Source organism: Rhodococcus sp. ARC_M12 (assembly GCF_022810385.1).
GTDB lineage: Bacteria > Actinomycetota > Actinomycetes > Mycobacteriales > Mycobacteriaceae > Rhodococcoides > Rhodococcoides navarretei.
In genome coordinates this window covers 1-24,571 of the sequence record NZ_JALGQI010000027.1, presented here as the reverse complement: position 1 = coordinate 24,571, position 24,571 = coordinate 1, and the positions used below count along the sequence as shown (strand labels likewise).

Annotated in this window: 21 protein-coding genes and 6 pseudogenes; 19 read left to right on the top strand and 8 right to left on the bottom strand. The window is 60.8% G+C overall.

Annotation, left to right across the window (positions count from 1 at the left end; all coding sequences use genetic code 11):
• Positions 1 to 511, bottom strand: a 511-nt coding sequence (locus MTX35_RS24800) for a transposase (protein ID WP_243597417.1), incomplete at its 3' end; no start/stop codon positions are given.
• A gap of 427 nt (positions 512 to 938) precedes the next feature.
• Between MTX35_RS24800 and MTX35_RS24795 the strand changes: the two genes are divergently transcribed.
• The 11 genes and pseudogenes from MTX35_RS24795 to MTX35_RS24745 all read left to right on the top strand — a co-directional run bounded on the left by MTX35_RS24795 (position 939) and on the right by MTX35_RS24745 (position 10,823).
• On the top strand, positions 939 to 1,646 hold the full coding sequence (locus MTX35_RS24795) for an ABC transporter permease (RefSeq protein WP_228139276.1): 708 nt from the start codon (positions 939 to 941) through the stop codon (positions 1,644 to 1,646).
• Positions 1,647 to 1,656: 10 nt separating this feature from the next.
• Entirely contained in the window at positions 1,657 to 2,520 is an 864-nt protein-coding gene (locus tag MTX35_RS24790) for an ABC transporter permease (RefSeq protein ID WP_027498257.1), read from the top strand.
• Positions 2,521 to 2,528: 8 nt separating this feature from the next.
• Positions 2,529 to 3,566: an MlaD family protein gene (locus MTX35_RS24785; RefSeq protein ID WP_068052708.1), complete on the top strand. Its 1,038-nt coding sequence runs from the start codon at positions 2,529 to 2,531 to the stop codon at positions 3,564 to 3,566.
• On the top strand, positions 3,563 to 4,570 hold the full coding sequence (locus MTX35_RS24780; RefSeq protein ID WP_068052711.1) for an MlaD family protein: 1,008 nt from the start codon (positions 3,563 to 3,565) through the stop codon (positions 4,568 to 4,570). The genes MTX35_RS24785 and MTX35_RS24780 overlap by 4 nt, the downstream gene beginning before the upstream one ends.
• Complete coding sequence (locus MTX35_RS24775) at positions 4,567 to 5,562, top strand: MlaD family protein (protein ID WP_027498254.1); 996 nt, start codon at positions 4,567 to 4,569, stop codon at positions 5,560 to 5,562. Before MTX35_RS24780 ends, MTX35_RS24775 begins: the two co-directional genes overlap by 4 nt.
• On the top strand, positions 5,556 to 6,605 hold the full coding sequence (locus MTX35_RS24770; RefSeq protein WP_027498253.1) for an MlaD family protein: 1,050 nt from the start codon (positions 5,556 to 5,558) through the stop codon (positions 6,603 to 6,605). The genes MTX35_RS24775 and MTX35_RS24770 overlap by 7 nt, the downstream gene beginning before the upstream one ends.
• Positions 6,605 to 7,642, top strand: coding sequence for an MlaD family protein (locus tag MTX35_RS24765; protein ID WP_032370850.1), 1,038 nt, complete (start codon positions 6,605 to 6,607; stop codon positions 7,640 to 7,642). The genes MTX35_RS24770 and MTX35_RS24765 overlap by 1 nt, the downstream gene beginning before the upstream one ends.
• The gene (locus tag MTX35_RS24760; RefSeq protein ID WP_027498251.1) at positions 7,639 to 8,598 is read left to right on the top strand and encodes an MlaD family protein; all 960 of its coding nucleotides are present in this window, start codon (positions 7,639 to 7,641) and stop codon (positions 8,596 to 8,598) included. The genes MTX35_RS24765 and MTX35_RS24760 overlap by 4 nt, the downstream gene beginning before the upstream one ends.
• Positions 8,599 to 8,646: 48 nt before the next feature.
• Entirely contained in the window at positions 8,647 to 9,342 is a 696-nt protein-coding gene (locus MTX35_RS24755) for a hypothetical protein (RefSeq protein ID WP_027498250.1), read from the top strand.
• Positions 9,326 to 9,493: a hypothetical protein gene (locus MTX35_RS24750; protein ID WP_155288583.1), complete on the top strand. Its 168-nt coding sequence runs from the start codon at positions 9,326 to 9,328 to the stop codon at positions 9,491 to 9,493. Before MTX35_RS24755 ends, MTX35_RS24750 begins: the two co-directional genes overlap by 17 nt.
• Positions 9,494 to 9,542: 49 nt before the next feature.
• A pseudogene (locus MTX35_RS24745) lies at positions 9,543 to 10,823 on the top strand (IS3 family transposase).
• Positions 10,824 to 11,044: 221 nt separating this feature from the next.
• On the opposite strand, the pseudogene MTX35_RS24740 reads toward MTX35_RS24745, so the two are convergent.
• The 3 genes and pseudogenes from MTX35_RS24740 to MTX35_RS24730 form a co-directional block, all read right to left on the bottom strand.
• A pseudogene (locus tag MTX35_RS24740) lies at positions 11,045 to 11,411 on the bottom strand (IS30 family transposase); the annotation flags it as partial.
• Between the two features lie 51 nt (positions 11,412 to 11,462).
• Complete coding sequence (locus tag MTX35_RS24735) at positions 11,463 to 13,238, bottom strand: IS481 family transposase (protein WP_068052714.1); 1,776 nt, start codon at positions 13,236 to 13,238, stop codon at positions 11,463 to 11,465.
• A 118-nt stretch (positions 13,239 to 13,356) separates the two neighbouring features.
• Positions 13,357 to 14,388 (bottom strand): annotated as a pseudogene (locus tag MTX35_RS24730) (helix-turn-helix domain-containing protein); the annotation flags it as partial.
• Positions 14,389 to 14,402: 14 nt separating this feature from the next.
• Here MTX35_RS24730 and MTX35_RS24725 point away from each other — a divergent pair.
• Positions 14,403 to 14,654: pseudogene (locus MTX35_RS24725) on the top strand (IS3 family transposase); the annotation flags it as partial.
• A gap of 215 nt (positions 14,655 to 14,869) precedes the next feature.
• Here MTX35_RS24725 and MTX35_RS24720 read toward each other — a convergent pair.
• Positions 14,870 to 15,211, bottom strand: coding sequence for a DUF4873 domain-containing protein (locus tag MTX35_RS24720; RefSeq protein WP_027498244.1), 342 nt, complete (start codon positions 15,209 to 15,211; stop codon positions 14,870 to 14,872).
• A gap of 132 nt (positions 15,212 to 15,343) precedes the next feature.
• Here MTX35_RS24720 and MTX35_RS24715 point away from each other — a divergent pair, with 132 nt between their 5' ends.
• The 5 genes from MTX35_RS24715 to MTX35_RS24695 all read left to right on the top strand — a co-directional run bounded on the left by MTX35_RS24715 (position 15,344) and on the right by MTX35_RS24695 (position 20,874).
• Entirely contained in the window at positions 15,344 to 16,312 is a 969-nt protein-coding gene (locus MTX35_RS24715; RefSeq protein ID WP_027498243.1) for a diiron oxygenase, read from the top strand.
• A gap of 158 nt (positions 16,313 to 16,470) precedes the next feature.
• On the top strand, positions 16,471 to 17,985 hold the full coding sequence (locus MTX35_RS24710) for an NAD(P)/FAD-dependent oxidoreductase (RefSeq protein ID WP_027498242.1): 1,515 nt from the start codon (positions 16,471 to 16,473) through the stop codon (positions 17,983 to 17,985).
• Positions 17,986 to 18,024: 39 nt separating this feature from the next.
• On the top strand, positions 18,025 to 18,894 hold the full coding sequence (locus tag MTX35_RS24705; RefSeq protein WP_027498241.1) for an SDR family oxidoreductase: 870 nt from the start codon (positions 18,025 to 18,027) through the stop codon (positions 18,892 to 18,894).
• Positions 18,891 to 19,961, top strand: a complete 1,071-nt coding sequence (locus MTX35_RS24700; protein ID WP_027498240.1) for a ferredoxin--NADP reductase — start codon at positions 18,891 to 18,893, stop codon at positions 19,959 to 19,961. The genes MTX35_RS24705 and MTX35_RS24700 overlap by 4 nt, the downstream gene beginning before the upstream one ends.
• Entirely contained in the window at positions 19,951 to 20,874 is a 924-nt protein-coding gene (locus tag MTX35_RS24695; protein WP_027498239.1) for an alpha/beta fold hydrolase, read from the top strand. The genes MTX35_RS24700 and MTX35_RS24695 overlap by 11 nt, the downstream gene beginning before the upstream one ends.
• Positions 20,875 to 20,904: 30 nt before the next feature.
• Here the strand turns inward: MTX35_RS24695 and MTX35_RS24690 are convergent.
• A pseudogene (locus tag MTX35_RS24690) lies at positions 20,905 to 21,271 on the bottom strand (AMP-binding protein); the annotation flags it as partial.
• A gap of 106 nt (positions 21,272 to 21,377) precedes the next feature.
• Between MTX35_RS24690 and MTX35_RS24685 the strand changes: the two are divergent.
• Positions 21,378 to 22,130, top strand: coding sequence for a TetR/AcrR family transcriptional regulator (locus MTX35_RS24685; protein WP_068052725.1), 753 nt, complete (start codon positions 21,378 to 21,380; stop codon positions 22,128 to 22,130).
• A gap of 31 nt (positions 22,131 to 22,161) precedes the next feature.
• On the opposite strand, the pseudogene MTX35_RS24680 reads toward MTX35_RS24685, so the two are convergent.
• Positions 22,162 to 22,677 (bottom strand): annotated as a pseudogene (locus tag MTX35_RS24680) (transposase); the annotation flags it as partial.
• Positions 22,678 to 23,249: 572 nt separating this feature from the next.
• Here MTX35_RS24680 and MTX35_RS24675 point away from each other — a divergent pair.
• Complete coding sequence (locus MTX35_RS24675; RefSeq protein ID WP_027498237.1) at positions 23,250 to 23,804, top strand: PaaI family thioesterase; 555 nt, start codon at positions 23,250 to 23,252, stop codon at positions 23,802 to 23,804.
• 16 nt (positions 23,805 to 23,820) lie between these two features.
• Here MTX35_RS24675 and MTX35_RS24670 read toward each other — a convergent pair.
• The coding region (locus tag MTX35_RS24670; RefSeq protein ID WP_243597416.1) for an MFS transporter at positions 23,821 to 24,571 on the bottom strand (751 nt) is incomplete at its 5' end.

Genomic DNA, 24,571 nt, shown 5'->3' with positions numbered 1-24,571 from the left:
TGCAATACGTCGCGTCGAGGAAGACGTACGGAAACGTGGTGTGGGTCAACGTTCGCTCACGAAACCGCGCGATCTCCGTATCGAGCCCTTGGCAAATTCTCGACACAGTCGACTTCGAGACGCCCGAGTCAACACCCAACGCTGCGACGAGGTCGTCGACGTTGCGGGTCGACACTCCGTGCACGTAGGCCTCCATGATCACCGCGTACAACGCCTGATCGATGCGTCGGCGACGCTCGAGCAGGCTGGGGAAGAACGACCCTGTGCGCAGCTTCGGGATCTGGATCTCGACGTCTCCGCTGGTCGTCGACACCGTCTTCGAGCGGGTGCCGTTCCGGTAGTTCGTGCGCTCGGCCGTCCGCTCGTAGCGGCCGGCACCGAGGACCTCGGTCGCTTCGGCGTCGATCAGCGCCTGCAGGCCGGCGCGGATCAGCTCGGCGAACACCGACGCCGGGTCTGCACCCTTGAGTGCATCGAGCTGGGTGATCAGGGCAGAATGGTCGTGGGTCATCGCGTGGTCCTTTGGTCGAGTCACTGTGAGAGGTAACTCGTTCATCACTACGCGATGGCCCACCCACAACACGGGTACGACACGCCCGAGCTGCGGCTACGCCGCCTCACCGAATGTCCACCACCCCACGGGACTTACCCGTGGAAGATCGCTCCCGGCTCGATCCGGGTCAAGGCTCTAAATCGAGATGGCTCCGTTCACTTGGGGACACGCCAACCTCTCAGGTGATTAATCCGACGGGGATTACCCGAAACCATGTACCAGGTACTGCACGTACCTGATACTGTGCGAACACCTTATCGCGACGAGCTGCGCAGACAGAAGAGGAGAGACCGGTATCTATACAGAAATTGCTGGTCGAGCGACAGCCAGTCTTGTGACCTTTGGAAATTCGATTGCCCTCGCCGGCCAGGCATTGCGGTGGGCCGTGCGCGATATTGTCACCGGACGGTTTCCGTTTCGGGAGTTTGTCACACAGACGTGGTTCGTCATCACCGTAACGACGTTGCCAGCGATCCTGGTCGCGATCCCGTTCGGCGTTATCGTCTCGGTGCAGGTCGGAAGTCTAACCCAGCAGGTCGGGGCCACATCTATCGCCGGAGCCGCCGGTGGACTCGGGATCATTCAGCAGGGGGCACCGATCGTCACCGCGCTCCTGCTCGGTGGTGCGGCAGGGTCGGCCATCGCCTCTGACCTTGGCGCACGCACCGTCCGTGAAGAAATCGATGCCATGGAGACGCTCGGACTAAATTCGACACGTCGACTCGTCGCACCTCGATTCGTCGCGGTTCTCATCGTCGCTCCGATGTTATGCATGCTCATCGTGTTTACCGGTCTCGTGGCCGGCTACATCCTTAGCGTCAACGTCCAGGGCATCACGCCGGGGAGCTACGTCGCATCGTTCGCATCGTTCGCATCATCGGCGGACATCCTTGTAGCGCTGATCAAGTCAGTGGTGTTCGGTCTCGTGGTCGTGACAATCGCGTGTCATCGGGGCCTGTCCACGAAAGGTGGCCCCAAAGGTGTGGCCACATCTGTCAACGCCACCGTGGTCCTAGGGGTAGTGGCGTGCTTCGTCATCAACGTGTTCATCACCCAACTGACCATCATGTTCGTCCCGCAGACCATCGGATGACGGAGAACACGTGACCGCAGTACCATCCACCCGTTATAGTTTTGTTACTCGTCCGATCGTGCGTGCTGTGACACCCCTCGCTGAGGTCCCCGCGCAGCTCGGGCACATTACAACATTCACCATCGACACCGTCGCCGGAATTCGGCACGTCGCAACCACCTATCGACGACAGACGTTTTTATTCATACAGGAGTTTGCCTGGGGACGAGGCGCTGTACTGGTCGGCGGGGGTACCGCGATCGTGCTTGTGATTCTCGGAATGGCTGTCGGGGCGTCCATCGGCATCCAGGGCTACGCCTCGCTAGACCTGGTCGGGATGGGGTCTCTTACGGGATTCATTTCGTCATACGCCAACACTCGAGAGTTGGCACCGATGATCGCCGCGATCGGTTTCGCAGCCCAGGCCGGCTGTCGCCTCACTGCGGAAATAGGTTCGATGCGTATCGCCGAAGAGATCGATGCGCTCGAGTCGATGGCGGTGCGGCCGATTCCGTACATCGTCAGCACGCGTGTGGTCGCGGCGATCACTACCATCATCCCCCTCTACATCGTAACGCTGATACTCAGTTTCGGCGCGGCCAAGCTGGTCGTCATCCTTTTACACGGCCAGTCGGGTGGCACCTATGACTTCTATTTCGATGCGTTCCTCAAACCGCAGGATTTGGCGTTCTCAGTAATCAAGGTCCTCGTTTTCGTGGTGTCGGTCGTCATCATCCACAGCTACCAGGGTTACTACGCCAGCGGCGGAGCAGAAGGCGTCGGCCGCGCGTCTGGTCGAGCGATCCGCAGCAGTCTCATCATCATCGTCGTGGAGGACATGATCTTAACCCTGTTGATGTGGGGTTTCGATTCGGGCGTCAAGATTTCGGGCTAGGAGTTCAAGTGGCTGTATTTCAAGATCCATCAGGACGCGCGCCCTCACTGGCGAACTTGACCCTGCGCGGGATCGGGGTTCTCGTCGTAGTGACGGTTGCCGGCTATCTTCTGGCGGGCAACGCGACCGGAAAATATGAAGACAACACGACAGTGACGATCACCACCGACGCGGTTGGTGACGGGTTGAAGGGCGGATCGGAGGTGAAGTATCGGGGCTTCACGGTGGGCAAGGTGTCCTCGGTGTCGGGGCGCGACCAAAGTGTAAATGTGAAAATCGAGCTCACCGGAGTGAACGACGACATCCGGTTGCGTCAGGGCATGGCCGTGAATTACACGTCCGCCAGCGCGCTGGGGCCGACGGCACTGGAGATTGTCGACCCCGGGCGGGGAGTCCTCATCCGTGATGGCGGCAGCGTCTATGTGAGCAAGCTGCAGTCCGAACACACTTCGGTATCGACCCTGATTCGAAAACTCTCGAAGCTGGTCGATGCTCTCGATCAGCCGGCGTTCAATTCTGTGGTGAAGTTTGTCGTCGATGATTCCCAAACGTTTGCCGATGCCGGCCAGCTCATGTTCCAGATCGCGCAGCTCACTCGGGACGTTCAACAGCGGCCAGTGGGCCAGGATTTGGCGATCGCGGCAGACCTGTCCCAGGGCGTTGCCGACTTCATGACGCCGTTCGTTCCGGGCATCCTCATAAACGTCGACGTCGCTGACTTCTTCGCCACCGACGAGGCCATCAATCAGGCCACAGGCAACCTCAACAGCACCGGCGCGGTTCTGTTCGGGGGACTGGGAGGACTGTTGAGCGAAAACTACCCGGCGTTGAGTTCGGTACTGGACGTCGGCCTCGATCTGGCGAGGCCGGTCGCCAGATCGGCATCGGGACTCGCGCAGACCATTTACACCATCCCGCAGATCCTGGACAGCATCGACAACGCCACGCCGCAAGTCGGCGAGCGAGTACAACTTCAGGTCGCCCTGGTAGTGCAGACGTCACCTGCGCTGCAGAGCGCGCTTGCAGCAGGAGGACCAAGAAGATGAAGCTCAAGTCGTTAATTCCCACCATCGTCAAGATCGTCGCGTTCGCCGCAGTCATCGGCGTTCTCACCTACGTGATCATCGCCATCCTCGAACCCAGCTCGGACGGAGCGAGTTCTGAACGGTCTGCGGTCTTCTCCGATGCATCTGGGCTCAAGCCTCGCGACGGTGTGCGTTTGGCGGGAGTAAAGGTCGGTTATGTGACGGCGATCGGCCTGAAAGGGCCCACCGCGGTCGTTCATTTCCAACTGAACAACGACGTCGCGATCACGTCGAGCACCACCGCCGCCGTGCGTTATCAGAATCTTCTCGGACAGCGATATGTCGAATTGATCGGTGCGGCACAGGGAAAGACACAGGGGGCGGCGCTCACACAGGTGGCACTCGACAAGACCGTTCCCTCATTTGATGTGTCCACCTTGTTCAACGGGTTCAAGCCGGTGTTCGACACGCTTAACGCCGACGAGATCAATGAACTGCAGTCCAACTTGTTGCGCGTTGCTCAAGGTGATGGGAGGGGTATATCGCCTGTTCTGGAGCAGGTCGCCAACATCACCGCCTACGGGGACCAGCGGTCTGAGATCATCACGAATATCGTGACGAGTCTCGGCCAGGTCTCCGACCAACTCGAAGGCCGCTCGGCGCAGCTGGTCGAACTCGTCGACCAGCTGGGATCGATCGTCGACGCCTTCAGCCGCGTGAGTGACCGGTTGCGGGAGTCGCTGGGCGAGGTCAACCGGTCCATGGAGAAAACTGTCATCGCCGGGGAGCAACTTGACTCAACGTACGACCAGAGTTTCGCGACGATCTATCAGCGTCTGGCGCGAGAACCCGGGGAGTTGGAGGGGCTGCTGAATGGCGCGATACTGCTCAAGCCCCTTATGGACTCGCTGAACGCTTCGACGAATTCCACGCCGAGTGAGGCACGATGTTCGAAAGGCCTTCTGCCCCTGCCGGATACAGCCACGATTGCGCTTATGGGGCAACGATTGGTGGTGTGTAAGTGAGGTTGTTCAGTCGAAATCGACCGCATCACCAGTCCGAACGCAGACGCGACCTCATCGTCGCCGCTGTGGTGGTGGTGACCGTGGTGGTCGGTCTGGTAATCGCCGGGACCGTGTATATCGCACCGCCCGGCCAAAAGGTGTACTCGGCTCAACTGGTCAACACCGGAGGGCTGGAGTCGGGTGATCAGGTGCGTATAGCGGGGATAAGACAGGGAACGGTGTCGTCGGTGGACCTCGCGGGAACGTTTATCACAGTCGAATTTCGACTCGACGACTCAGTGCCAGTCCGTTCGGATGCCACCGCAGCGGTTCGCCTGATCACGCCGATCGGCGGGCGAGTTCTCGATCTGGACCCAGGGTCAGGACCGACCTCGCTGTCGGGGGCGATCCCCCTTGTTCAGACATCGAGTACTTACGACATTTCGGACACGCTCGAGACGACGACGCCGGTGTTCCGCGATGTAAAGGGCGTCGATCTCCGTCAGACTGCGTCGCTGCTGCAGAATGCGTTCTCCGACGGCAACACAAACATTCCCGACGCACTGAGGAACACCAGCAGTTTGATGGAACTCTTAGAGCGACAGTACGGTCAGCTCGACAAAGCGGTCGCTCTATCCGATGAATACGTCAACGCTTTCGCCGATCAAAAACAGGTGCTGGTCGACTTTCTCCGTCAACTCAGCTTCCTTGCCAGTACGCTGGGACCTGATATCGATAACGTCCGCGGCGGGTTCGACCTTCTCAGTCGTCTGTTCAAACTTCTCACGAGGCCGCTCGTGGCTTACAGCGATGGAATCGAACCGTCTGTCCAACAATACAAGACGCTCCTCGACAAGGTGTCGTCAGAGCTGCCAGGCTACTCCGATGCCCTGGCCCAGGTTGATCAGATCACTCAGCGCCTCGGCGTCCTCCTCCAGGCGCCGGTCGGTGCGTCGACTACCACAGAACCAGAGGTTCGTGTGTGCATTCCGAGTGGTGACGACAAATGTTGACTACATGGATCCGAAGACTGTTGCTCCTGATCGCCGTGGTGGTTGTGGTGGTCGCTAGTGTGGAAATAGGGGGGAGGGTGTCCGACGACACGCGCTCCCTGTGTGCCGAGTTCACCGACGCATCGGGCCTCTTCGAAGGCAACACAGTAGCCATGCTCGGCAAGAAGATAGGCAGCGTCGTCGGGGTGCACCAGAATAGTGATCAGTCCGGTGTAAGGATCGACATGCGGATCGACAAGAGCGTTCCGCTGCCCGCCGACGTCGGCGCGACTCTGGTGTCGACATCCATCGTGACCGAACGTCAAATCGAGTTCACCAAGCCGTACTCTGATGGAGCCCGATACGAGACGGATCAGTGCATTCCGTTGAGTAAGACGAGAACCCCGCTGGGAATCAGTCAGACGCTCGACTCGATCAGCAACTTGTCCGAGGACCTGGTCAAGGACAACGGCAGGAACACCGACGCGATCTTGCAGTCCCTCGAGCTCGTCTCCCGCAATCTAGAAGGAACGCAGGGTGACGTGGCCGGGATCATCAAGGACTCAGCCACGCTCATCGACGACCCGGCAAAGCGGGATATGCAGATTCGCAGCATCGTCGGGAACCTCGCCGCACTGACGGGGGTGGCAACCGAGAACGACAAAGAGGTGACCGCCCTCTTCGACAACTTCGTAGGTGCCATCGAGGTCATCATCGCGTTCGGCCAGACCTTCGGCTCGGCAGTCGAGTACGCGGGGACGTTCGTTCCGATCCTCTCGAGGTTCGCAACAGATTTCGGTCCCCCGATATTCGCGATCGGTGATGCTGCCGTTCCGCTCATCGCCGACATGGGAGAGCAGCCGGACATGGTGGTAGCGATCGCAGCCCGCACGGCAGACCTCATCGTGAAACACCCCGATGCCAAGTCAATTGTGCAGGCGTTCGCAGTGTCGCTGCCTTTGCGAAGCCTGGTCGGTGGCTGCGCCGCGCCGGTGGCAAACGGAGTCTGCGGGTCCAGCGATGTATCGAGGACGATCGCAGGGATGATGGGGGGAGGGGCCTGATGATCTCGGTCAATCGCGCATGCCTCGGACCCATGGTGGTCGCACTGATGGCAACGATAGTTTTCGTGACATCGTGTGGGATCAACGCCGACAATCCGCCGACGATAGCGACCTCCGACGCGGACGGTTACGACATCCAGATGGAGTTCACCAGCGCACTCAACTTGCCTGCCCTCGCAAAAGTTCTCTCGGGGGGAATCAGCGTCGGGTTCGTCGAAGATGTCACGTACGAGAACGGGCATGCGGTCGTGAAAGCTCGCATCGACAACACGACTCAGCTGCCGGGGGAATCGCGGGCTGAGCTGCGTCAGGACACTCTCCTTGGTGAGATCTACGTTGCCATCCTTCCCCCAGCCGAGCCGTCGACGGGTGCCTTGCTGCGGTCGGGTTCGGTGATCCCGTTGGCACGGACCGAGCCGGCAGCAAATGTCGAGGACGTCATGCGCGGGATGTCGAATGTCCTCGGGGGCGGTGAGCTCGACAAGATCCACACCGCGATCTCGACATTGAACACCACGTTCCCCAAGGACTTGCAGCAATTCGACGCCCTATACCAGACAACGCTGGAGACCGTCTCGGAGGTCTCCTCGAATACCGACAAACTCGACGTAGTGTTGAGGTCGGCGGATCAGACTCTGAAAGTGATCTTGGACGATCCGTCGGGAATCGACCGGATGCTGACCAAGGGCGGACGCAACTTTTCTGGCCTCGGCTACTCCCTGATCGAGGTCGCGTTACTCATCGCCAACTTGCGTGATTTCGCAGTGTCCGCGGGCAGGATCGTGGATCCGGAGTACTTACGGATAAAGGAGTCAGTGGCCGGGATCGCCCCGGTGATCGATTCGATCGCCAACTCCGACATCTACTCGAAGTCCGTCACGGAGCAGGCAACGAGCGTCATCCGCGACAAACTCATTCCATTCGTGCGGTCGCCCGACATTAACCTCTCGGACATCTCCATCGATGGTCGGGACCTAGCGCGGCGTGACGCCGAATCCTTCATAACCGTGTTGAGATCAATCGGAATGATGCCGTGAACCGCAGCAGCACGCTCATATCGATACTGGCTCTCGCCGTCGTGTTCGTCGTAGGGCTCGGCTACCTCGTCGTCGGCGTGGCACACATCAACCCCACCCGCTCCGAGTACTCCTTAACCGCCATCATCGACAGCTCAGGCGGTCTGCTGGACACATCGCCGGTGATGGTGCGGGGGGTACCCGTCGGAAAGGTGTCCTCGATCAACGTCGCGGATTCGGCAATTAAGGTCGAGATGACGATTGATTCCGACCACAAGATCCCCCAGGACAGCGAGATGTCTATCCAGAATCTGTCGCTCGCGGGGGAACAGTACATCAACTTCGTGCCCGCGGGCACGGCAACCGGTGGGTACTTCGATAACGGAGACGTGGTGCCCGCGGACGCGGTGCACGTGTCGCAATCGGTTCCCCAGGTGTTGCCAAAGTTGGCTGCAGTGGCAGATGGGCTCGACCCGGAATCGATCGAGTCCATCAACAAGACCGTCGCCGAGGCCGTCGCCGGACGGCAGGACGACCTCGACACGATCGGCGACATGATGCACCGTGTAGTCGATTTCGTCGGCAAAGATGGGTCCGTCCGGGTGACCGCAGACAACGCCGAGTTCCTGCTCGGCCTCTTGGCCGATGCCGGGGACGTCCTCAGTACGGCATCTGTACGCACCCCTGACGCCGTGAACGGGCTGGCGCGGATTCAACGGGCGTTCATCAGGTTCACAACCACCTCGTACGACAAGTGGCCTCCCGTGTTGAAGCTTGTGGAAAAGCTCAACGGCTATATTCAGATCCTGCAGCCGGATCTGCTGACGATCACCCGGGCGGTGAAACCGGCGACCGAGAAAGTTGCCGACACATACGTCGACTTCGGGTCGATCGGCGACCTCCTCGGCCGGACTTTCCCGGCGTCGCGACCAGGTCGCGCCGAGGTCCCCGTCACCGTGTCGCCGCCACTACGGTGACGCCCCGTCCGCAAGCGACTGTCACCGTTATTACACAGAAGGTCCCACATGACAAATGACGACCGAACGAAACCGCACCCCGAGCCCACTGAAGTCGAGGACAGCGCGGCCGCAGCGACGCCGGATGGCGATCTACTGATGGACGAAAACGCCCCAGCCGCGTCCGCCGTAGCCACGGCTGGGGCTGGAGACAGCGACGTCGACCCCCCCTCGCCAGGTGGGCACCGCTGGTCAGCATCGCCGCGATCACGTGCCGTGGTGGTTTCGGCCGTGATCGTGGTGCTCGCTGTGCTGGCCGGCGTGTTCGCCTACCTCTACCTCGAGGCCGACGAAGCGAAGTCGGTATTGGAAAACGACGCCGCGCAACGGGCCGCCGCGGCGAAGGCCGCCTCGGATTACACGACCAGATCCCTGACCTACAGCTACCAGAACACCGACGCCTTTTTCGCGGCAGTCAAAGAGGACGCGGGTGAGGCTCTAGTCAAGCGGTACGACGAGGTTCGGCCGACGCTGACCCAGATTATCCAGCAGGCCCAGGTGCAGGCGTCGGGACGCGTTCTGGCCACCAGCGTCACCGGTGAAACCGGTGACGCCGACGGAGAATACACGGTGATGGTCTTCGCGAGCCAGAAGACGCAGAACGTGCAGAATCCACAACCGAGTGAACTGCCGACATTGTTGAAGGTGGTCGTGACGAAAACCGCCCAGGGCTGGCAGATTCAGGACTATGGCCCAGCTGAATGAGACGGCTGCTCCGCAGAAGGAGTTCCACGAAGAGCAAGATGCAGGACGGTACTCATTCTTCGACGCGGTCGCAGATGTCGGCGGGGTCGACGCCGGTGAGGAGTTGGGTGATCTCTTCGGGTGGCGGGTGCCCCCTCGATCGGGTCAGTGATCCGTCCCGGTGTTTCCGGAGGGTTCGTCTCAGGGAAAGATGAAACCTCATGGCAGCAGGATCGAAGCGGTACTCGGCGGAGTTGAAGAAGGATGCCGTCGACATGGTGGCTCGGTTGGTGGCGCAGGGCGATACCGAGTGGGCGGCGATGCGCAAGACCGCGGATTTGCTCGGTGTGGGCGCCGCTGAGACCGTTCGTCAGTGGGTTCGGAAGGTACCCGTCGACGGCCCGGGCAGCACTGTCGAGTTACGTGCCGACGCCGAGGTCATCAGGAAGTTGCGTCAGGAGAACGCCGAACTCAAACGGGCCAACGGGATACTCAAGGCGGCGTCAGCTTTTTTCGCGGCCGAAATCGACCGGCCACACCGATAATTGTGGACTTCATCGGCACTCACCAGGGAAACCGGGTGGGTGCCGATGGTCTTGTCTGGGGTGTCGACTCGATGTGCACGGTGCTCTCCGAGCACGGTATGCACATCGCCCCGTCCACGTACTACGACCATGTCACTCGGGTGCCGTGTGCCCGAATACTGTCCGATGCACATGTCATCGATGCCATTCACATGCTCCGGACGCGGCAACCGCTCGCACGGGTTCTCGGTTCGCGGAAGACCTGGATTATGTTGCGCAGCAGCGGTATCGAGGTAGCTCGATGTACCGTCGAACGACTGATGCGGGAAATGAGGTGGCACGGTGCGCTCAAAAAGAAAGCGGGTCCGCACCACCGTCGCCGATCCGACCCACCCGCGGGCCGAGGATCTGGTGAAGCGCCGGTTCACCGCGGTGGCACCGAACCGGCTGTGGGTCGCCGATTTCACCTAATGCCGCACGATGTCGGGGTGGGCGTTCACGGCGTTCGTCGTCGATGTGTTCGCCCGGAAGATCGTCGGGTGGAAGGTCGCATCGGAGATGACCACCAGCCTCGTCGATACCGCCATCACTAACGCGATTGATTCCCGAAAACGTTCTGGTGTAACTGCTTTGAGTAATCTGATCCACCACAGTGGCGCTGGATCCCAGTACACGGCGATCGCATTCGGGCAGCGTTTGGCGCAGGAGGGCATCGCGGCGTCGATCGGAACGGTCGGCGACAGTTACGACAATGCCCTTGCCGAATCGGTGAACGCCGACTACAAGAATGAGCTCGTCGACAACGGCCCTCGCTTCCCCGGTGCCGCGGAATTGTCGTTGGCCACCGCACAGTGGGTCGCGTTCTACAACCGCGAACGCCCCCACAGCTACTGCCACGACCTCACGCCCGACCACGCCGAGCAACTCCACTACGATCGCACGCGCACCCTCAATCCGGAGGAGGCACTCACGCAGTGAGCCCTCCGGAAATGCCGGGACGGATCACAGTTTGCGAGTGGTCGAACACCGACAGAATCGGGAATGTCGGGATTTTGCAGGCCTCCTCGCCGTGCCGACGGTCGAAGACACAGCGATGGTCACCACGGCGCTGAAGACGGCGTTGCGGCGACGAGATCACGGTGGACACCGCGTCGGCTCAGGGCTCATCCATCACAGCGATGCCGGCAGTCAGGGCGGATTTAACCTGTCGTCGCAACACAGTGCCGTGAAGCCGAGTTCATCTGCTCTGCAAGCACTTCCGCTGGGGTTCGCCACCCAAGTGTTTTGCGCGGGCGGTTGTTGAGTGCATCCGTCACGGCCTGAACGTCACTTCGACGGTATCGAGCGAGATCGGTTCCCTTCGGAAAGTATTGTCGCAACAATCCATTGGTGTTTTCGTTCGTTCCCTGCTGCCAGGGGCTGTACGGGTCGCAGAAGTACACACGGATCCCGGTTTCTGCGGTCAACTCCGCATGACGTGCAAGCTCCGCCGCGGTCCCAGGTCACCGATCTGCGCAGGTGCTCCGGCAGCGGTGTCATCGCAGCCTGGAGTGCATCGCAGACCGACTGACATGTATGGGCCCAGGACATCTTTGACCGATTGTCATCGACACATCGTTACCCGCTTCTGGGGCGGTGGGCGTTGAAGTTCCGAATGGCTTTGGTTGAGGTTCGCGCGTAGACGCCGAGCTCGGTGGTTCCGTCGAGGACCCGAAAGTAGTTGTCTTCGACCACGACAGTCACGATGGTTCCGGCATGGGTACGGCCGACCTTGAGCAGCTGACCGGTCACCATGACCCGGCCGTCTTTCGGGACGCGTCGCTGTACGGTCTGCGGTCCGGCCGGCGGCGGCGCGGGCAACGTTCCCGTAGCTTCCCGTGCGCCGGTCAGACCCGCGAGCTGGCTGGCATCGAGCGGGTTCGGCAGTGTCGCGAGCAGGACGTTGTCGACACTGGCGTGGATCAGCCCTGAGGCGATTCGCAGCGTCACTCGTGTTCCCGCTCTGTCGGCTCCGAGGTGAAGTCGGTGACCGGCGAGGATGACGGTTCCGTCTCGTCCTGCGGTTCGGTCGACCTCGATCGGTCTCGGTTTGGTGGGCAGGACTGCGGTGTCTACTGCCGCTGTTGCCGGAGATGGTCGGCCCTGGCGTGTGCCGCGCATGGCGAGGCGTTCGAGGTCGGTGTGGGTCAGTCGCGAGCGCACTGTCTTGATCACGGTGTCGTCGAGGATGACATGAATGCTGACCAGGTCGATCCACAGGGTGACGGTCCGTCCGGCGTGGTTGCTTCCGATCCACAATTGTTGCGCTCCAGCGACATTGGTCACGCCGCTCGGTGGTACCTGGGTGTCGAGCTCGATTGCACTGCTGCTTCTTTCACGGCCCACCGTTGTCAGGCTGGAGCTTGCAGCGGTGAGAGTTGATGACGAATCGGACTGGCCGTTGTCGGTTGTTCCGTCGTGATGCTCGTGGTGGGCTCGCGCACGGAACAAACTCGCGGGTGTTGCCATGTCCAGACTCTGGTGGGGCCGCAGGGTGTTGTAGGCGTGCACCCATTCGTCGAGGGCGGCTTGGGCAGCAGCGATGTCGGCGAATGCGCCTGCCTCATCGAGGAATTCACGACGAAGGGTTCTGTGGAATCGTTCGATCTTGCCAGTTGTGGTGGGTGAATGGCGTCGGGTCAGTCGTGCGGTGATCCCGAATTCTCGGCATGTTCGCTCGAACAGCACTTCGGCCGGCAGCGGCCGAGTGTGTTTACCGGTGAATTGCTTCCCGTTGTCGGTGAGTACCTCGAACGGCGAACCCCACTTGTGGATGGCAGCGATGAATGCTTCACATACTGCGTTCCCGGAGGGGTGCTCGAGGACGGTTGCGGTCACGATGAATCGTGAGTGGTCGTCGATTCCGGTCAGCATTTTGCACTCGCGTCCGCCGACGAGGAACATTCCGCCGACGAGGTCGAGCTGCCATAGGTGCATCGGCGCTTCGCGCTGCCAACGTTTGTAGACTCGTTTATGTTGTTGCTCTTGATGATTGACCAAGCCGTTGCGGACGAGCGTTCGGTGGACGGTCGCGCGAGATGGGGTTCGGTCTCCGATTTCTTTGCTTAGCTCGAAGCAGATGCGGCGTGCGCCCCACCGCCGGTGATGTCGTCGCATCTCGCAGATGAGGGCTTCGATGTCGGGCTGGATACGGTTCGGGCTCGCATGTGGTCGTCTCGACGAGTCGACAAGTCCGTCGATACCCGAGTTTTCGTATCGCTTGCGCCACGCTGTGACGGTCTGTCTGGAGACGCCGAATCGCTCGGCGACGTCGCTGACCGGTGAGCCGTCGTTGACCTCGGTAATTGCTCGGAAAGCGGACCTGGACAGTGAGTCGTTCGGCGATGTTGGCATCGGATTCGAGGGGCTGAGGGGAAGGCACACCCAACGATCACCAAAGCTGGTGAAGCGTCAGATATGTGCCGATGACGTTCCGTCAAAGATGTGTTGAACCTTTACACGTCACCGACTCCGATCCGTAACCGGACAACGCCGGCCCGTTCTTCACCGGGGGCGCATCCCCGTACCCATCCTTACGTGGCAGATGCAGCAACGTGGTGAATCTGCTGGTGCGTTCGACAAGCGTACCCACTGTGGACCTGCCCAGCCCGATGATCAGACCTCCTTCCCAATGCCCTGGCGTTTTGCGATCAGCGACTTCGTCTGGCCGCGAGCCGATGGTGACGTCATCGGTGATGAATCCGGTGCGGAGCTTCTTCGCTCGCGCCCTCGGCTCGCGCAATGCTCGTCCGGTGCGCAGGCACGCCACCAACTCTCTATCCTGCGCTCCACGTCCTTCGATGCAGAGGGATTGGTAGATCGCTTCGTGGGAAATGCGCATCGACTCGTCGTCCGGGAAGTCGATCGGCAGGCGGTTGGCGACCTGTGCCGGGCTCATGCGCTGGCCCATCGTCGGTCCGCTCTCCGTGCCTTGTTGCGTCCCTTCCACGATGCGAACGGGCCGACAACCTCACCGTTTTCGTCGCGGATCACGCCCGAGAGCACTTCCTGTACGTACTCTCGAAGAGGTTCGTGTTCAACGAGTTTGGCTACCTTGGGTCGCCTTGCCGCAAGATCGGCTTCCATTGCGCCACTGATGTGCGGTACTCGACCTTGCCGCCGCGGGTGGCAGCGTTGCGGCGGAGTTCTCGCGAGATCGTCGACGGTGATCGCCCCGATCTGGTCTGCGATATCTCGCATGCTCATACCGTTCGCGCGAAGCAGGGCAATCTCCTCACGTTCGTGAAGGTCAGATACCTCCCCGTGGGCGGGGCCAAGTCAATCGGCGGCATACCTCCAGCGTGACGGAACCACCGTGAACCCACCGGCCCCGACACGCCGCAAGCGGTGCCGCGTCTTCACTGGTCAACCCCAACGCGATCTGCGCCCAGAACTCGCGTTCGAGATCTCGGCGTACCGGCGGACGACCCGGAGATTTCATCACCGCCCGCCCAGTCAACGTCGCCGCCCATTCTGGTGGTCGTCCCATCGAAACACCCTCCATCCCTTGAGGTGTTGCGTCGACCGGTTGAACCTGGTCAGTACACGTCGATCGCGTTCGCGGAAACGCTTGCGCTCGAGGGGATTGCGGCACCGATCGGCAGCGTCGGGGATGTGTAAGACAATGCGTTGGCCGAGAGCACAATTGGGTTGTTCAAGACCGAGGGAGTATCGAAGAGAGGCCCGTTCCTGAACGGCCCGCTAAAGACCATCGACGATGTCGAGTTCGCCACGATGGGATGGGTCGACTGGTTCAACCAACGCCGCCTCCCACAGCACCCTCGACTACCTCACACCAGACGAATTCGAGAAGGCCTACCACAGTCAAGAATCGGCTCTCCGCCCGGAGATGTTGCAAGCGTAGGAGCGGCAAGAAACCCGGGACGGTTCACTGACACGGCGCGCCGTCTGGTGGCGTTGCTTCACCCGCCTGGGCGCTATCGGACTGGATGCTGGGGAACGCCCCAGGGCGCAAAGCGGGTCGGTCAACCCTGATGTTCACTCTCTGCTATCGACTCAACTTCCTCGAGCGTGGTGGGGATGTGGTACGGCGGTCTGCTCGTGCCCGAGATGCGATAGCGGTCCCAGAAATCAGGGTCGCCCACGACGCACTCGGCGCGTCCCTCTGGTGTCGCAAAGACGGCAACCGTGCGCCTTCCCGAGAGGGCGGCGTGGAGCGCATCATTCTTGTCGATCCTTCCGTACCAGGTGTATAAGCCGTTGAGGGGCTGGAAATAGCCTTTGATCTTCACCCCGACAGCAATCTCCTTGCCACGGCACACCAAGGTGCCCTCGCCGGAGTAGTCGAGATCGTGGTCGTCAGACACGCAAGGCTCACTTTCTTCACATCAAACATTGACAAAAGAACGCATTGGCGCAGACACTATCAGTATCTGGTACCCGGAGTACGGGTATGAAGTCGAGACTCAGCTCGGCCCGGAACGCAACGGAGGTGTCACATGACCGTTCAAAATGTGGAGACCAAGCCCGACGTCTCAACGGAAGGCGCTGCGCGTGTCAGCGCCCGCAAGCCCGTCGACATGCAGAGATCTGCCGGCCGACTGCTGCGGGCGGCGGCCGAAAAATTCTATGACGCGGAGATCGACATCGATTGGGACTCACCCTGGGAGGAAGGAAAGTACTACCTGCCAGAGCATCGGGTCTCGCTCTACGGCACCAAGCTGTGGGAGAGAATGAGCGACGAGCAAAAGGCGGAACTCGGGCGCCACGAAATCGTCAGCATCCTCAGCTTCGGTATCTACGCGGAGAATCTGCTCAGCTCGGCGCTGCTCCGAACATCCGCCAAAGGCGCCCTGACAGATCAAAGGTCCCTCTACGCCCTTAACGAGATCGGCGACGAGGCACGTCACTCGACGATGTTCGCCCGACTGATCAACAAGACGGGCCTGGCACCGTACAAGTTGCCGAAGGGGTTCTTGAGCATCGCGAAGATCTTGCACTTTGTGCCTCTCGGCCCGTCCGTGTCCGGCGCGACTCTGCTCATCGAGGAGATCCTCGACCGCGCTCAGCGCGAGGCGATGAATGACCCGAAAATGCAGCCGCAGCTGCGCCAGCTCATGAAGATCCACGTTCTCGAAGAGGCCCGTCACATCACGTTCGCGCGGCTGGAAATGGTGGAAGGGATGCAGCGTCGCGGACGCATCTCGCGCGCCTGGCATAGAGGCACGTTGGCGGCCATTGCGAACTTTGCATACCCGTTGCTCATCAATCCGAAGGTATATCCCGATGTCGGAATCAGCCGTCTGCGCGGCCTGTGGGCGCAGCAGACGAGCCCGAACTATCGCGTCAACTTGCAGTTCATGTCCGAGCCGATGATCCGATTCTTCCACGAGGCCGGAATGATGGAGGGGAAGTTCACGATGGCGATGTGGCGCGCAACGCGCAGCCTGCCCGACGATCTGCGCTAACACGCCCGGCCCGGTCCGCGCGTCCCACAGCCCATTCCTCGACCCCACGACCGGATTCCTCGGTTCGTGGGCTTGGGCGGATGACATTCCCACACCTGCCACGCGTCACGGCGCGCCGTGCGGGTCCGTTTTCTGCATTCGATCAGGAGATTTTCACAATGCCGTCCTCCAACGCCAAGTCCGCCGCCACGGCGACAGACCCGGGAATAACCGAGCCCATCACTACCAAAGTTCTCATCATCGGCAGCGGCTTCTCTGGCCTCGGTATGGCCGTCCAGCTCCGCCGACGCGGGTACAGTGATTTCATCGTTCTAGAAAAGGCCGACTCCGTCGGTGGGACGTGGCGCGACAACACCTATCCGGGATGCGCGTGCGACGTACCGTCACTGATGTACTCCTACTCGTTCGAGAGTCGCGGTAGCTGGTCGAAGGTGTGGTCCTCGCAGCCCGAAATCGAGCAGTACCTGAAAGATATCTCCAACAAGCGTGGTGTCACTCAGAAGATCCACTTCGGGCAGAAGTTGGTCTCCGGATACTGGAGCGAGTCCGAATCTCGGTGGCACCTGCGTACCGAGTCGGGCCGGGAGTACGTCGCGCAGTACATCGTGTCCGGTGTCGGCGCTCTGCACATCCCGAATTTTCCGAATATCCCCGGAATCGACGAGTTCGCCGGTCAGGCGTTCCATTCGGCACAGTGGGACCACACGGTGGATCTCCAGGGCAAGCGGGTGGCCGTCATTGGCACCGGTGCCAGCGCGATTCAGTTCGTGCCGTTCGTGCAGAAGGACGCCGGCACACTCACGGTCTTCCAGCGAACCCCGGCTTGGGTACTTCCACGCAAGAACTTCGCGGTGCCGCCGGTACTTCGGACGCTGCTCAGCAAGATCCCCATTACTCGCCGCCTCGCTCGGTGGTCGGTCTACTGGGGCGCAGAGAGCCTGGCCTTCGGGCTCAACGGCCACTCCAACCTTATGCGACCAATCGAAAAGGTGGCGAAATGGAACATCGAGCGTTCTATCACCGACCCCGAGCTACGCCGGAAGCTGATGCCGTCCTACCGCATCGGATGCAAGCGCATCCTGGGATCGAACGACTACTACCCTGCGCTCGCCGCCCCCAACACGACAGTGATCAGCGATCGGATCGAAAAGATCACTGCCGATTCGATCGTCACCCCTGACGGCGTGTCACACCCTGTGGATGTGATCATTTACGCCACAGGGTTCCATGTCACGGACGGGTTCGATCAACTCGCGCTCAAGGGCGCTCGGGGCGAGGACTTGCCGTCGCACTGGCACCGGACGGGCATCAATACCCACCTCGGCATCACCACCGAGGGCTTCCCGAACCTGTTCTTCCTGCTCGGACCTAACACGGGTCTTGGGCACAACTCTGTCGTGTTCATGATCGAGCAGCAGATCAAGTACATCATGAAGGCCATCGACGCCGTCGACAGTCGAGGTGCGGAGCGTGTTGATGTGCGGGCCGAGGTTCAAGAACACTTCAACAAGAGCATCCAACACAAGCTCGCCAAGGGCGTGTGGACCAACGGCGGATGTACGAGTTGGTATCTGGACTCGCAAGGTGTCAACCGTACGGTGTGGCCCGGGTTCACCTGGCAGTACTGGCGAGCGACGAAAGACTTCGAGCCCGCCGAGTACGAGATCGCCTGACAATCCAACCGTAGGTCATCGAGAAGTGAGTATCCGACAGTGAGTAGTTCGACAGCAGGCAATTACGCGACCCAGGTCGCAGTCGTCACGGGAGCCGCCTCAGGGATCGGTCGGTCCCTTGCCCTCCAACTGGCCGAACGCGGGGCCAGCCTTGCCTTGTCCGACGTCGACGAAGTGCATCTCGAGGAGACGGCGGACATGTGCCGTACCGCGCATCGTGCGACCGTGGAGACCGCGGTGTTGGACGTGGCAGATCGTGCTGCGTTCCAGGTTTACGCAGAGAGCGTGCAGTCGTCTTTCGGGCGCGTCAACATGGTGTTCAACAATGCCGGCGTCGCCCTCGGCGCCGACGTTGTCGACATGTCCTGGGAGGATTTCGACTGGCTGATGGGCATCAACTTCGGTGGTGTCGTCAACGGGACCAAGGCGTTCCTGCCTTATCTGATCGCCTCTGGTGATGGTCATCTGGTAAACACCTCCAGCGTCTTCGGTCTGGTCGGGATCCCCAGTCAAAGCGCTTACAACGCCGCGAAGTTCGGTGTGCGTGGCTTCACCGAAGCGCTTCGGCAAGAGATGAAAATCAGTCGGCATCCGGTCACGGTGACATGCGTTCACCCCGGCGGCGTCAAGACTAATATCGTCAACAACGCTCGTGGTGTATCCGATATGGGGGCAGATACCGCCACCATTGCCTCGATGTTCAACAACATCGCCAGGACCACTCCGGAGAAAGCTGCGTGCGCCATCCTCAAGGGAATGGACAAGAAGAAGCCCCGAGTGCTGATCGGCGCAGACGCACGTGGCTTCGACTTTGTCGCACGCGTTGTCGGTCCGCGCTACCAGGACATCTCTGCGCCTGTCACACGCGCGGGCTACGCCTTGGCTCGTAAGCGGGGGATCATCAAATGACCCTCGAACAGGAGAATCGGCCGGGCACCACCGCGCGATCGCGAACGCTGACCGTGTCGGAGGTCGTGCAGGAGACCAAGGACTCCGTGAGCATCGCCTTCGAAGTGCCTGACGAGATCGTCGACGATTTCAAGCATCTACCCGGGCAGTTCATTACGTTGAAGATCCCGTCCGACCAGACGGGCCACGTCGCACGATGCTACTCGCTGAGCAGTTCGCCTCATGTCGATGACTTCCGCCTCGAGATCGGGGTGAAGCGCACCGCTGGGGGGTATGCGTCGAACTGGTTGTGTGACAACGTTTCCATCGGCATGGAGGTGACCGTCCTCACGCCATCGGGAAAGTTTACCGCTAAGAGCCTCGACGTCGACTTGCTCTTCTTCGCTGGCGGAAGCGGCATCACTCCGGTTCTGTCGCTGGTGCAGTCGGCTCTGGTGTCGGGCAGTGGGGAAGTTGTCCTGTTCTACGCAAACCGTGACTCCGATTCGATCATGTACAAGTGCCGGCTTGAGCAGATTAGATCTGAATTCGCCGAGCGGTTCACTTTGGTTGACTGGCTTGAGTCGGAGAACGGGATTCCCACATCAGAGGCTGTAGAAAAGATTATTCGTGAACACAAGGGATCGGCAATTTTCACCTGCGGGCCTTCCCCTTTCATGGATCTTGTGGAAAGCTCTGCCGCCGCATGCGGAGTGGATCATTCGGATGTACATCGAGAGGTATTCCAGTCGCTGACGGGTGACCCGTTCGACACCGCAACACTGCGTCGACTCAGTGACGACGAGGGTGTAGCTACGGCCACGGTTTACCTGAACGGAGAGTGCATCACCACGGAGTGGCCACGTAACACGCCTCTGCTCGATGTGCTGCTCTCGCGAGGGCACAATGCACCGTACTCGTGCCGAGAGGGCGCATGCAGCGCGTGTGTGTGCAAGCTCATCGATGGCGATGTCGAGATGGTGCAGAACAACATCCTCGTAGACGACGACATTGAAGACGGCGAGCGACTCGCGTGCCAGGCACTTCCGCTCACCGACGCTGTGACGGTGAGTTTCGATGACCTCTGACTCCTCGAAAGCTGGCCTATTGTCGCGGCGGTCGCGGGAGGTTCTCTCCAGTGACGGCACGAGGCTGTTTGTCGAGGAGTACGGGCTCGGTGATGATGCGCCGCTGTTGGTGTTCAGCCACGGGTGGGCTTGCCAAGGTCGGTTCTGGAGACCTCAGATCGAGCACTTCGCCACCACACACCGTGTGGTGGTGTATGACCAACGAGGGCATGGCTGGAGCGACCGGGGTCGCGCGCCCTTCTCTTCGTCGGTGCTCGGCGACGATCTCGAGGCTGTCTTGCGCGCTGTCGTCACGTCTAATCGTAAGGCATTGGTGACCGGTCATAGTATGGGCGGGATGTCCATCATGGGTTGGGCTGCCGAGCACCCGGAGTCGGTGCCCGTCTTATCCCGTGGTGCCGTCTTGGCGAGTACCGGCCCCTCGCAGTTGGTGAGTAAATCGACGCTAATTGGGTCGCCACGTCGATTCCGCGCCTCACTGGAGCGGGCATTCGCAGCCGGGCTCGCCACCGCGGGACCGGAGATGCTTGACACTCGCTTCAACCGACGGTTGGTGAAATACGGGACGATGGGTCCACACGCGCCAGCAGACGTTGTGGCTGAGTGTTCCGACATAGTACTGCGGTGCCCCCCTGCGGTTCGGGGAATGTGGGGCAGGGTCCTGGCCACCATCGATGTGAGCAAAGGAATCGACTCACTTACGGTTCCGACGACCGTGATCGTGGGCTCGGCCGACAAGTTGACACCCGCGGTTCATTCCATTGATCTCGCCGACCGACTGCAGCAGCGCCGCCGGTTGCATGAGTTCGTGGCGTTGCCACAGATCGGTCACATGATCAACATGGAGGCACCAAACTATTTCAACGAAGCAGCGGCCCGATTGGACGCAGCCACGGTAGGCGATGGCTTTTGAACCGTCGACCGGACACACATGAGCTCGTGAGACGGCCACGATCGTCGACAGGCCGCGCGTGTCCGAGTTGGGAGGGGTCCATCGAGGCGTACAGCATCGATGGCATCGCCACGGTGATCTTTTTTGCGTCGATGGTGCGCAGCACCTCGGCGGATAAAACTTCGGCAGCACCATCATCGGGCCGCCTTTCGTCAGGGTCGGCACGAAGAACGCGGCCCCAGCATGCGACAGCGGGGTGCACATCGAGAATTTGGGGAACCCGGCCATTCTCACTCCGGAGAGTTGAATCTGCGTCATCGTGAACATTGCCGAAGCCTCCGATGGCTCCCTTCGGCTTTCCGGTCGTGCCGCCGGTGTATGTGATCGACACGGTGCGATCCGGCGGACGATCGGCTGCTTGAGGGAGGGTGCCGAACCGCTGCGAGCGAACCGAGAGGTTTCAGCGAACGGCTCTCCAGCCCGACTCGCTTGAGAGGACCCTTCAGGGTATTGTTAACCCCATAATGTCATTCGTCCGCCGCGTTTCATTTACTCCATCTCAGGTGCAGCGTCGAGTGGCCGATGCCCGTAGCACCCGCTGGGATGAGCATAGAGTCGAGGTACGCGCGCAGCTGGTCGACGCGACCATACGGATCATCGAACGGTATGGTGCAGGCGTCAGCATGGACGACATCGCTGCGGAGGCCCGTGTATCTAAACCAAAGCTGTATCGCTACTTTGGCGACAAAGCGGGCTTGAACGCGGCGGTGGCGGCGAAACTCGGTGCGTTGATGTGGGATTCGGCGAAAGTCACTATTCTCGCCGACCAAGATTATCTTTCGGTTGACGACATGGTTCGCTCGTCCGTCCAGAGCTACGTCGCGCTCGTCGGGCAGTATCCCACTGTCGTCAGATTCCTTATGGCGAATCACTTGTTTCAGTACTCCGGATCGGGAAATGGCGGAGTTGCTGACGAACTGAGGTCGGTGATGGAGGTCGTCGCCGATCGGTTCACTGAAAGTCTTCAGCGTGTTCACGCAGATACTTCGGTCATTCCCTTGGCCGTGGCGTCCATTCTGGGTTCTGGTCTATCTGCGACTCAGTGGTGGATCGACAACGGTCGTGAGCAAGGGGTGGATGATACGTTCTTCGCCGCACACCTATCAGAGACGACGTGGGGAATCATCGACGGCGCGGCCGCAACCGTAGGCGTGGCCTTCTCACGCAGTCTGCCATTCAGCCATCCCGGTTTCGCGTCCCGCCACAAAATGGACTGAATCACCCTAGATATCCAATAATTGTAACTTGTCAAGCTGCGTCGGGTTGTTGCGCGGTGCGGTGTGCCCAAGCGGTGTGTTCGTCGTATTCGGTGCAGTGGCGTACGCACCCGTGCAGGAGCCCGACAAGTCTGTTGGCGAGTGCGCGGAGCGCTTGGTGGTGGAGGTCTCCGGTAGCACGGTGTTGTTCGTAGAACGCGCGAGCGGCCGGACTCTGGCTGAGGGCGCAGAACGCCCACCGGTCGATGGCATCGTAGAGCCGCCGGTTGCGGATATGTCGAGCCAGTACGGCCCGCTTCTTGCCCGACGCAACTGTCAGGGGTGACGTACCGGCGTAATTCTTGCGAGACTTGACGTTGGTGTAGCGGTCGACGTCGTCGCTGAATTCACCGAGCCCCGGGCGGCGAGGATGACACCGATTCCTGGCAGGGAGAGGTAGATGGCGGCGTTGTGTGTCAGCGTCCGGGTGTGTTTCAAAATGGCGGGTCAGATCGGCTTCGAGGTCGCCGATCTGACGGTTCAACTCCGCGATCAACGCCAAGAGTGCGCCCGGCATCGCGCTCGACCTGCGCTGCGAACGCCTGCAACCACGAAAGGCGAACGCTACCGATCCCGTTTCTGCGCCCGCTGCGCACTCCGCGACGACCTCCATGCAATCTTGATATTCGATAACGAGGACATCGCGCTGGACGCGCTCCTTCAAGCGTTGGGCGCAACAAATCGACCTCAGAGCGCGGTCATCTTGATGCGAGGCGCGCGGGCCTCGCCTGCCGCCGCGGAGCGGCAGAGATTGGGGTCGTCGCAGCATTCGGCCGAGGCAGGTCGGGTGTGAGATAGTTGCATTCGCGAGATGCCCTTCGTGGTGGCTGGAATGTTCCCTAGACAAGAACTCAGTTACGGGCAGTCCGCAAACGCGGCCTCAGAATAGTCATCTCCAGGTCCGAAATCCTCGCGGCAGATCACTTCTCTCTTTAAAGCTATGTCGGCTTGGTCGATCCTTTAGTGCGGTTCACTTCTGACATAGTGCAGTTTATCTTTCGAAACTAACAGCGGTGCAGGCCGAGCGCACGAAGACGCGACAGACTCGGCACAATGTTTTCACGACAGAGAGGTCCGACCATGAAAAGAATTCCAGACGAGGTCAGCGGGTCGGCCGGCCCCGCTATCGAGAACTGGGCGCGCTCGTTCTGGAGCACGAGTTTCGATTCGCCTGATCTACCGCCCCACCACCCCGACTGTCTTGGTTGTGGGCCGCAGAACCCGCACGGCCATGCCCTGTCGGTCCAGCGTGACGAGAACGGCGTGGTGGCTCACCATGTGTTCGATCAACGTCATGTCGGGGCACCCGGGATAGCACACGGCGGCGCGGTGGCGACCGTTCTCGACGATCTGTTCGGCTTCCTGCTCTACACAGTGGGTGAGCTCGCCGTGACGCGGCGTCTCGAGCTCGACTACCTAGCGCCGGTTCTGCTCGGCACTCCATACGTATTGCGTGCTGCCGTTCGGTCTCGTGATGGGCGCAAACTGGATCTCACGGCCACGATGGACGATGCGCAGGGCCGCTCGGTAGCCACCGCTACTGCCCTGTTCGTGGTGGTCGAGGTCGAACACTTCATGCAGTCCCAAGCCCGAGCCCAACTCCGGGCCACAGACACGAATCACACCGAAGAATAGACACCCTGGCCGACCTTCACCGACGTCCGTCACCCGCGGTGGCTGTCGTACGGCTGCGTCTACCTGGCGCAAAGACGGCGAGGACGAGTGCCCCAGCGGCGGTCAGCGCCGCCAACGACAGCGTCGCCTGACCACTTCCGTGTACGAATGCGGCTCTGGCGAACTCGGCCAGCGGCTGACCAGCTGGTCCTGCGCGGTCGGCGACCTGCAACGCGGCGGCCAGAGAATCGGCCACCGGACCACGGGCAGGCTCGGGTAGCTGGGGCAGAGCCGGCTGAATGTGCTGAACGTAACCGGCCGCGAGCACGCTACCGGCTACCGCAATCCCAATCGCGGCACCGATTTCGCGAGCTGCGTCGTTGACCGCGGCAGCCACCCCGTGCTTGGCCTCAGGAGTGTCCGAGACGATGGCGAAAGTCGCAGGGGCGGTACACAACCCCAAACCCGCACTCATGATGAGCAAGGGCCACAGCAGGTCAGGGTAAGTTGCCGCGACGGTCAATCTGCTCACCATCACCAGTCCCGCCGCGATGGTGAGCAGACCTACAGTGGTCATCACCCGCAGGCCAACAATGTTCGACAGCCAGGGTGCAATCACCGAGATCACGATGAGCGGCACGACCATAGGGGTCAACGCCAACGCGGCGGTGAGCGGTCCATAACCGAGAATCAACTGCAGATACTGCACCAACAGCAAGAACACCCCGAAGGTCACCAGAAATTGGATACAGACCGACAGTGCGCCGGCACCGAAGCCACGGCGGGCG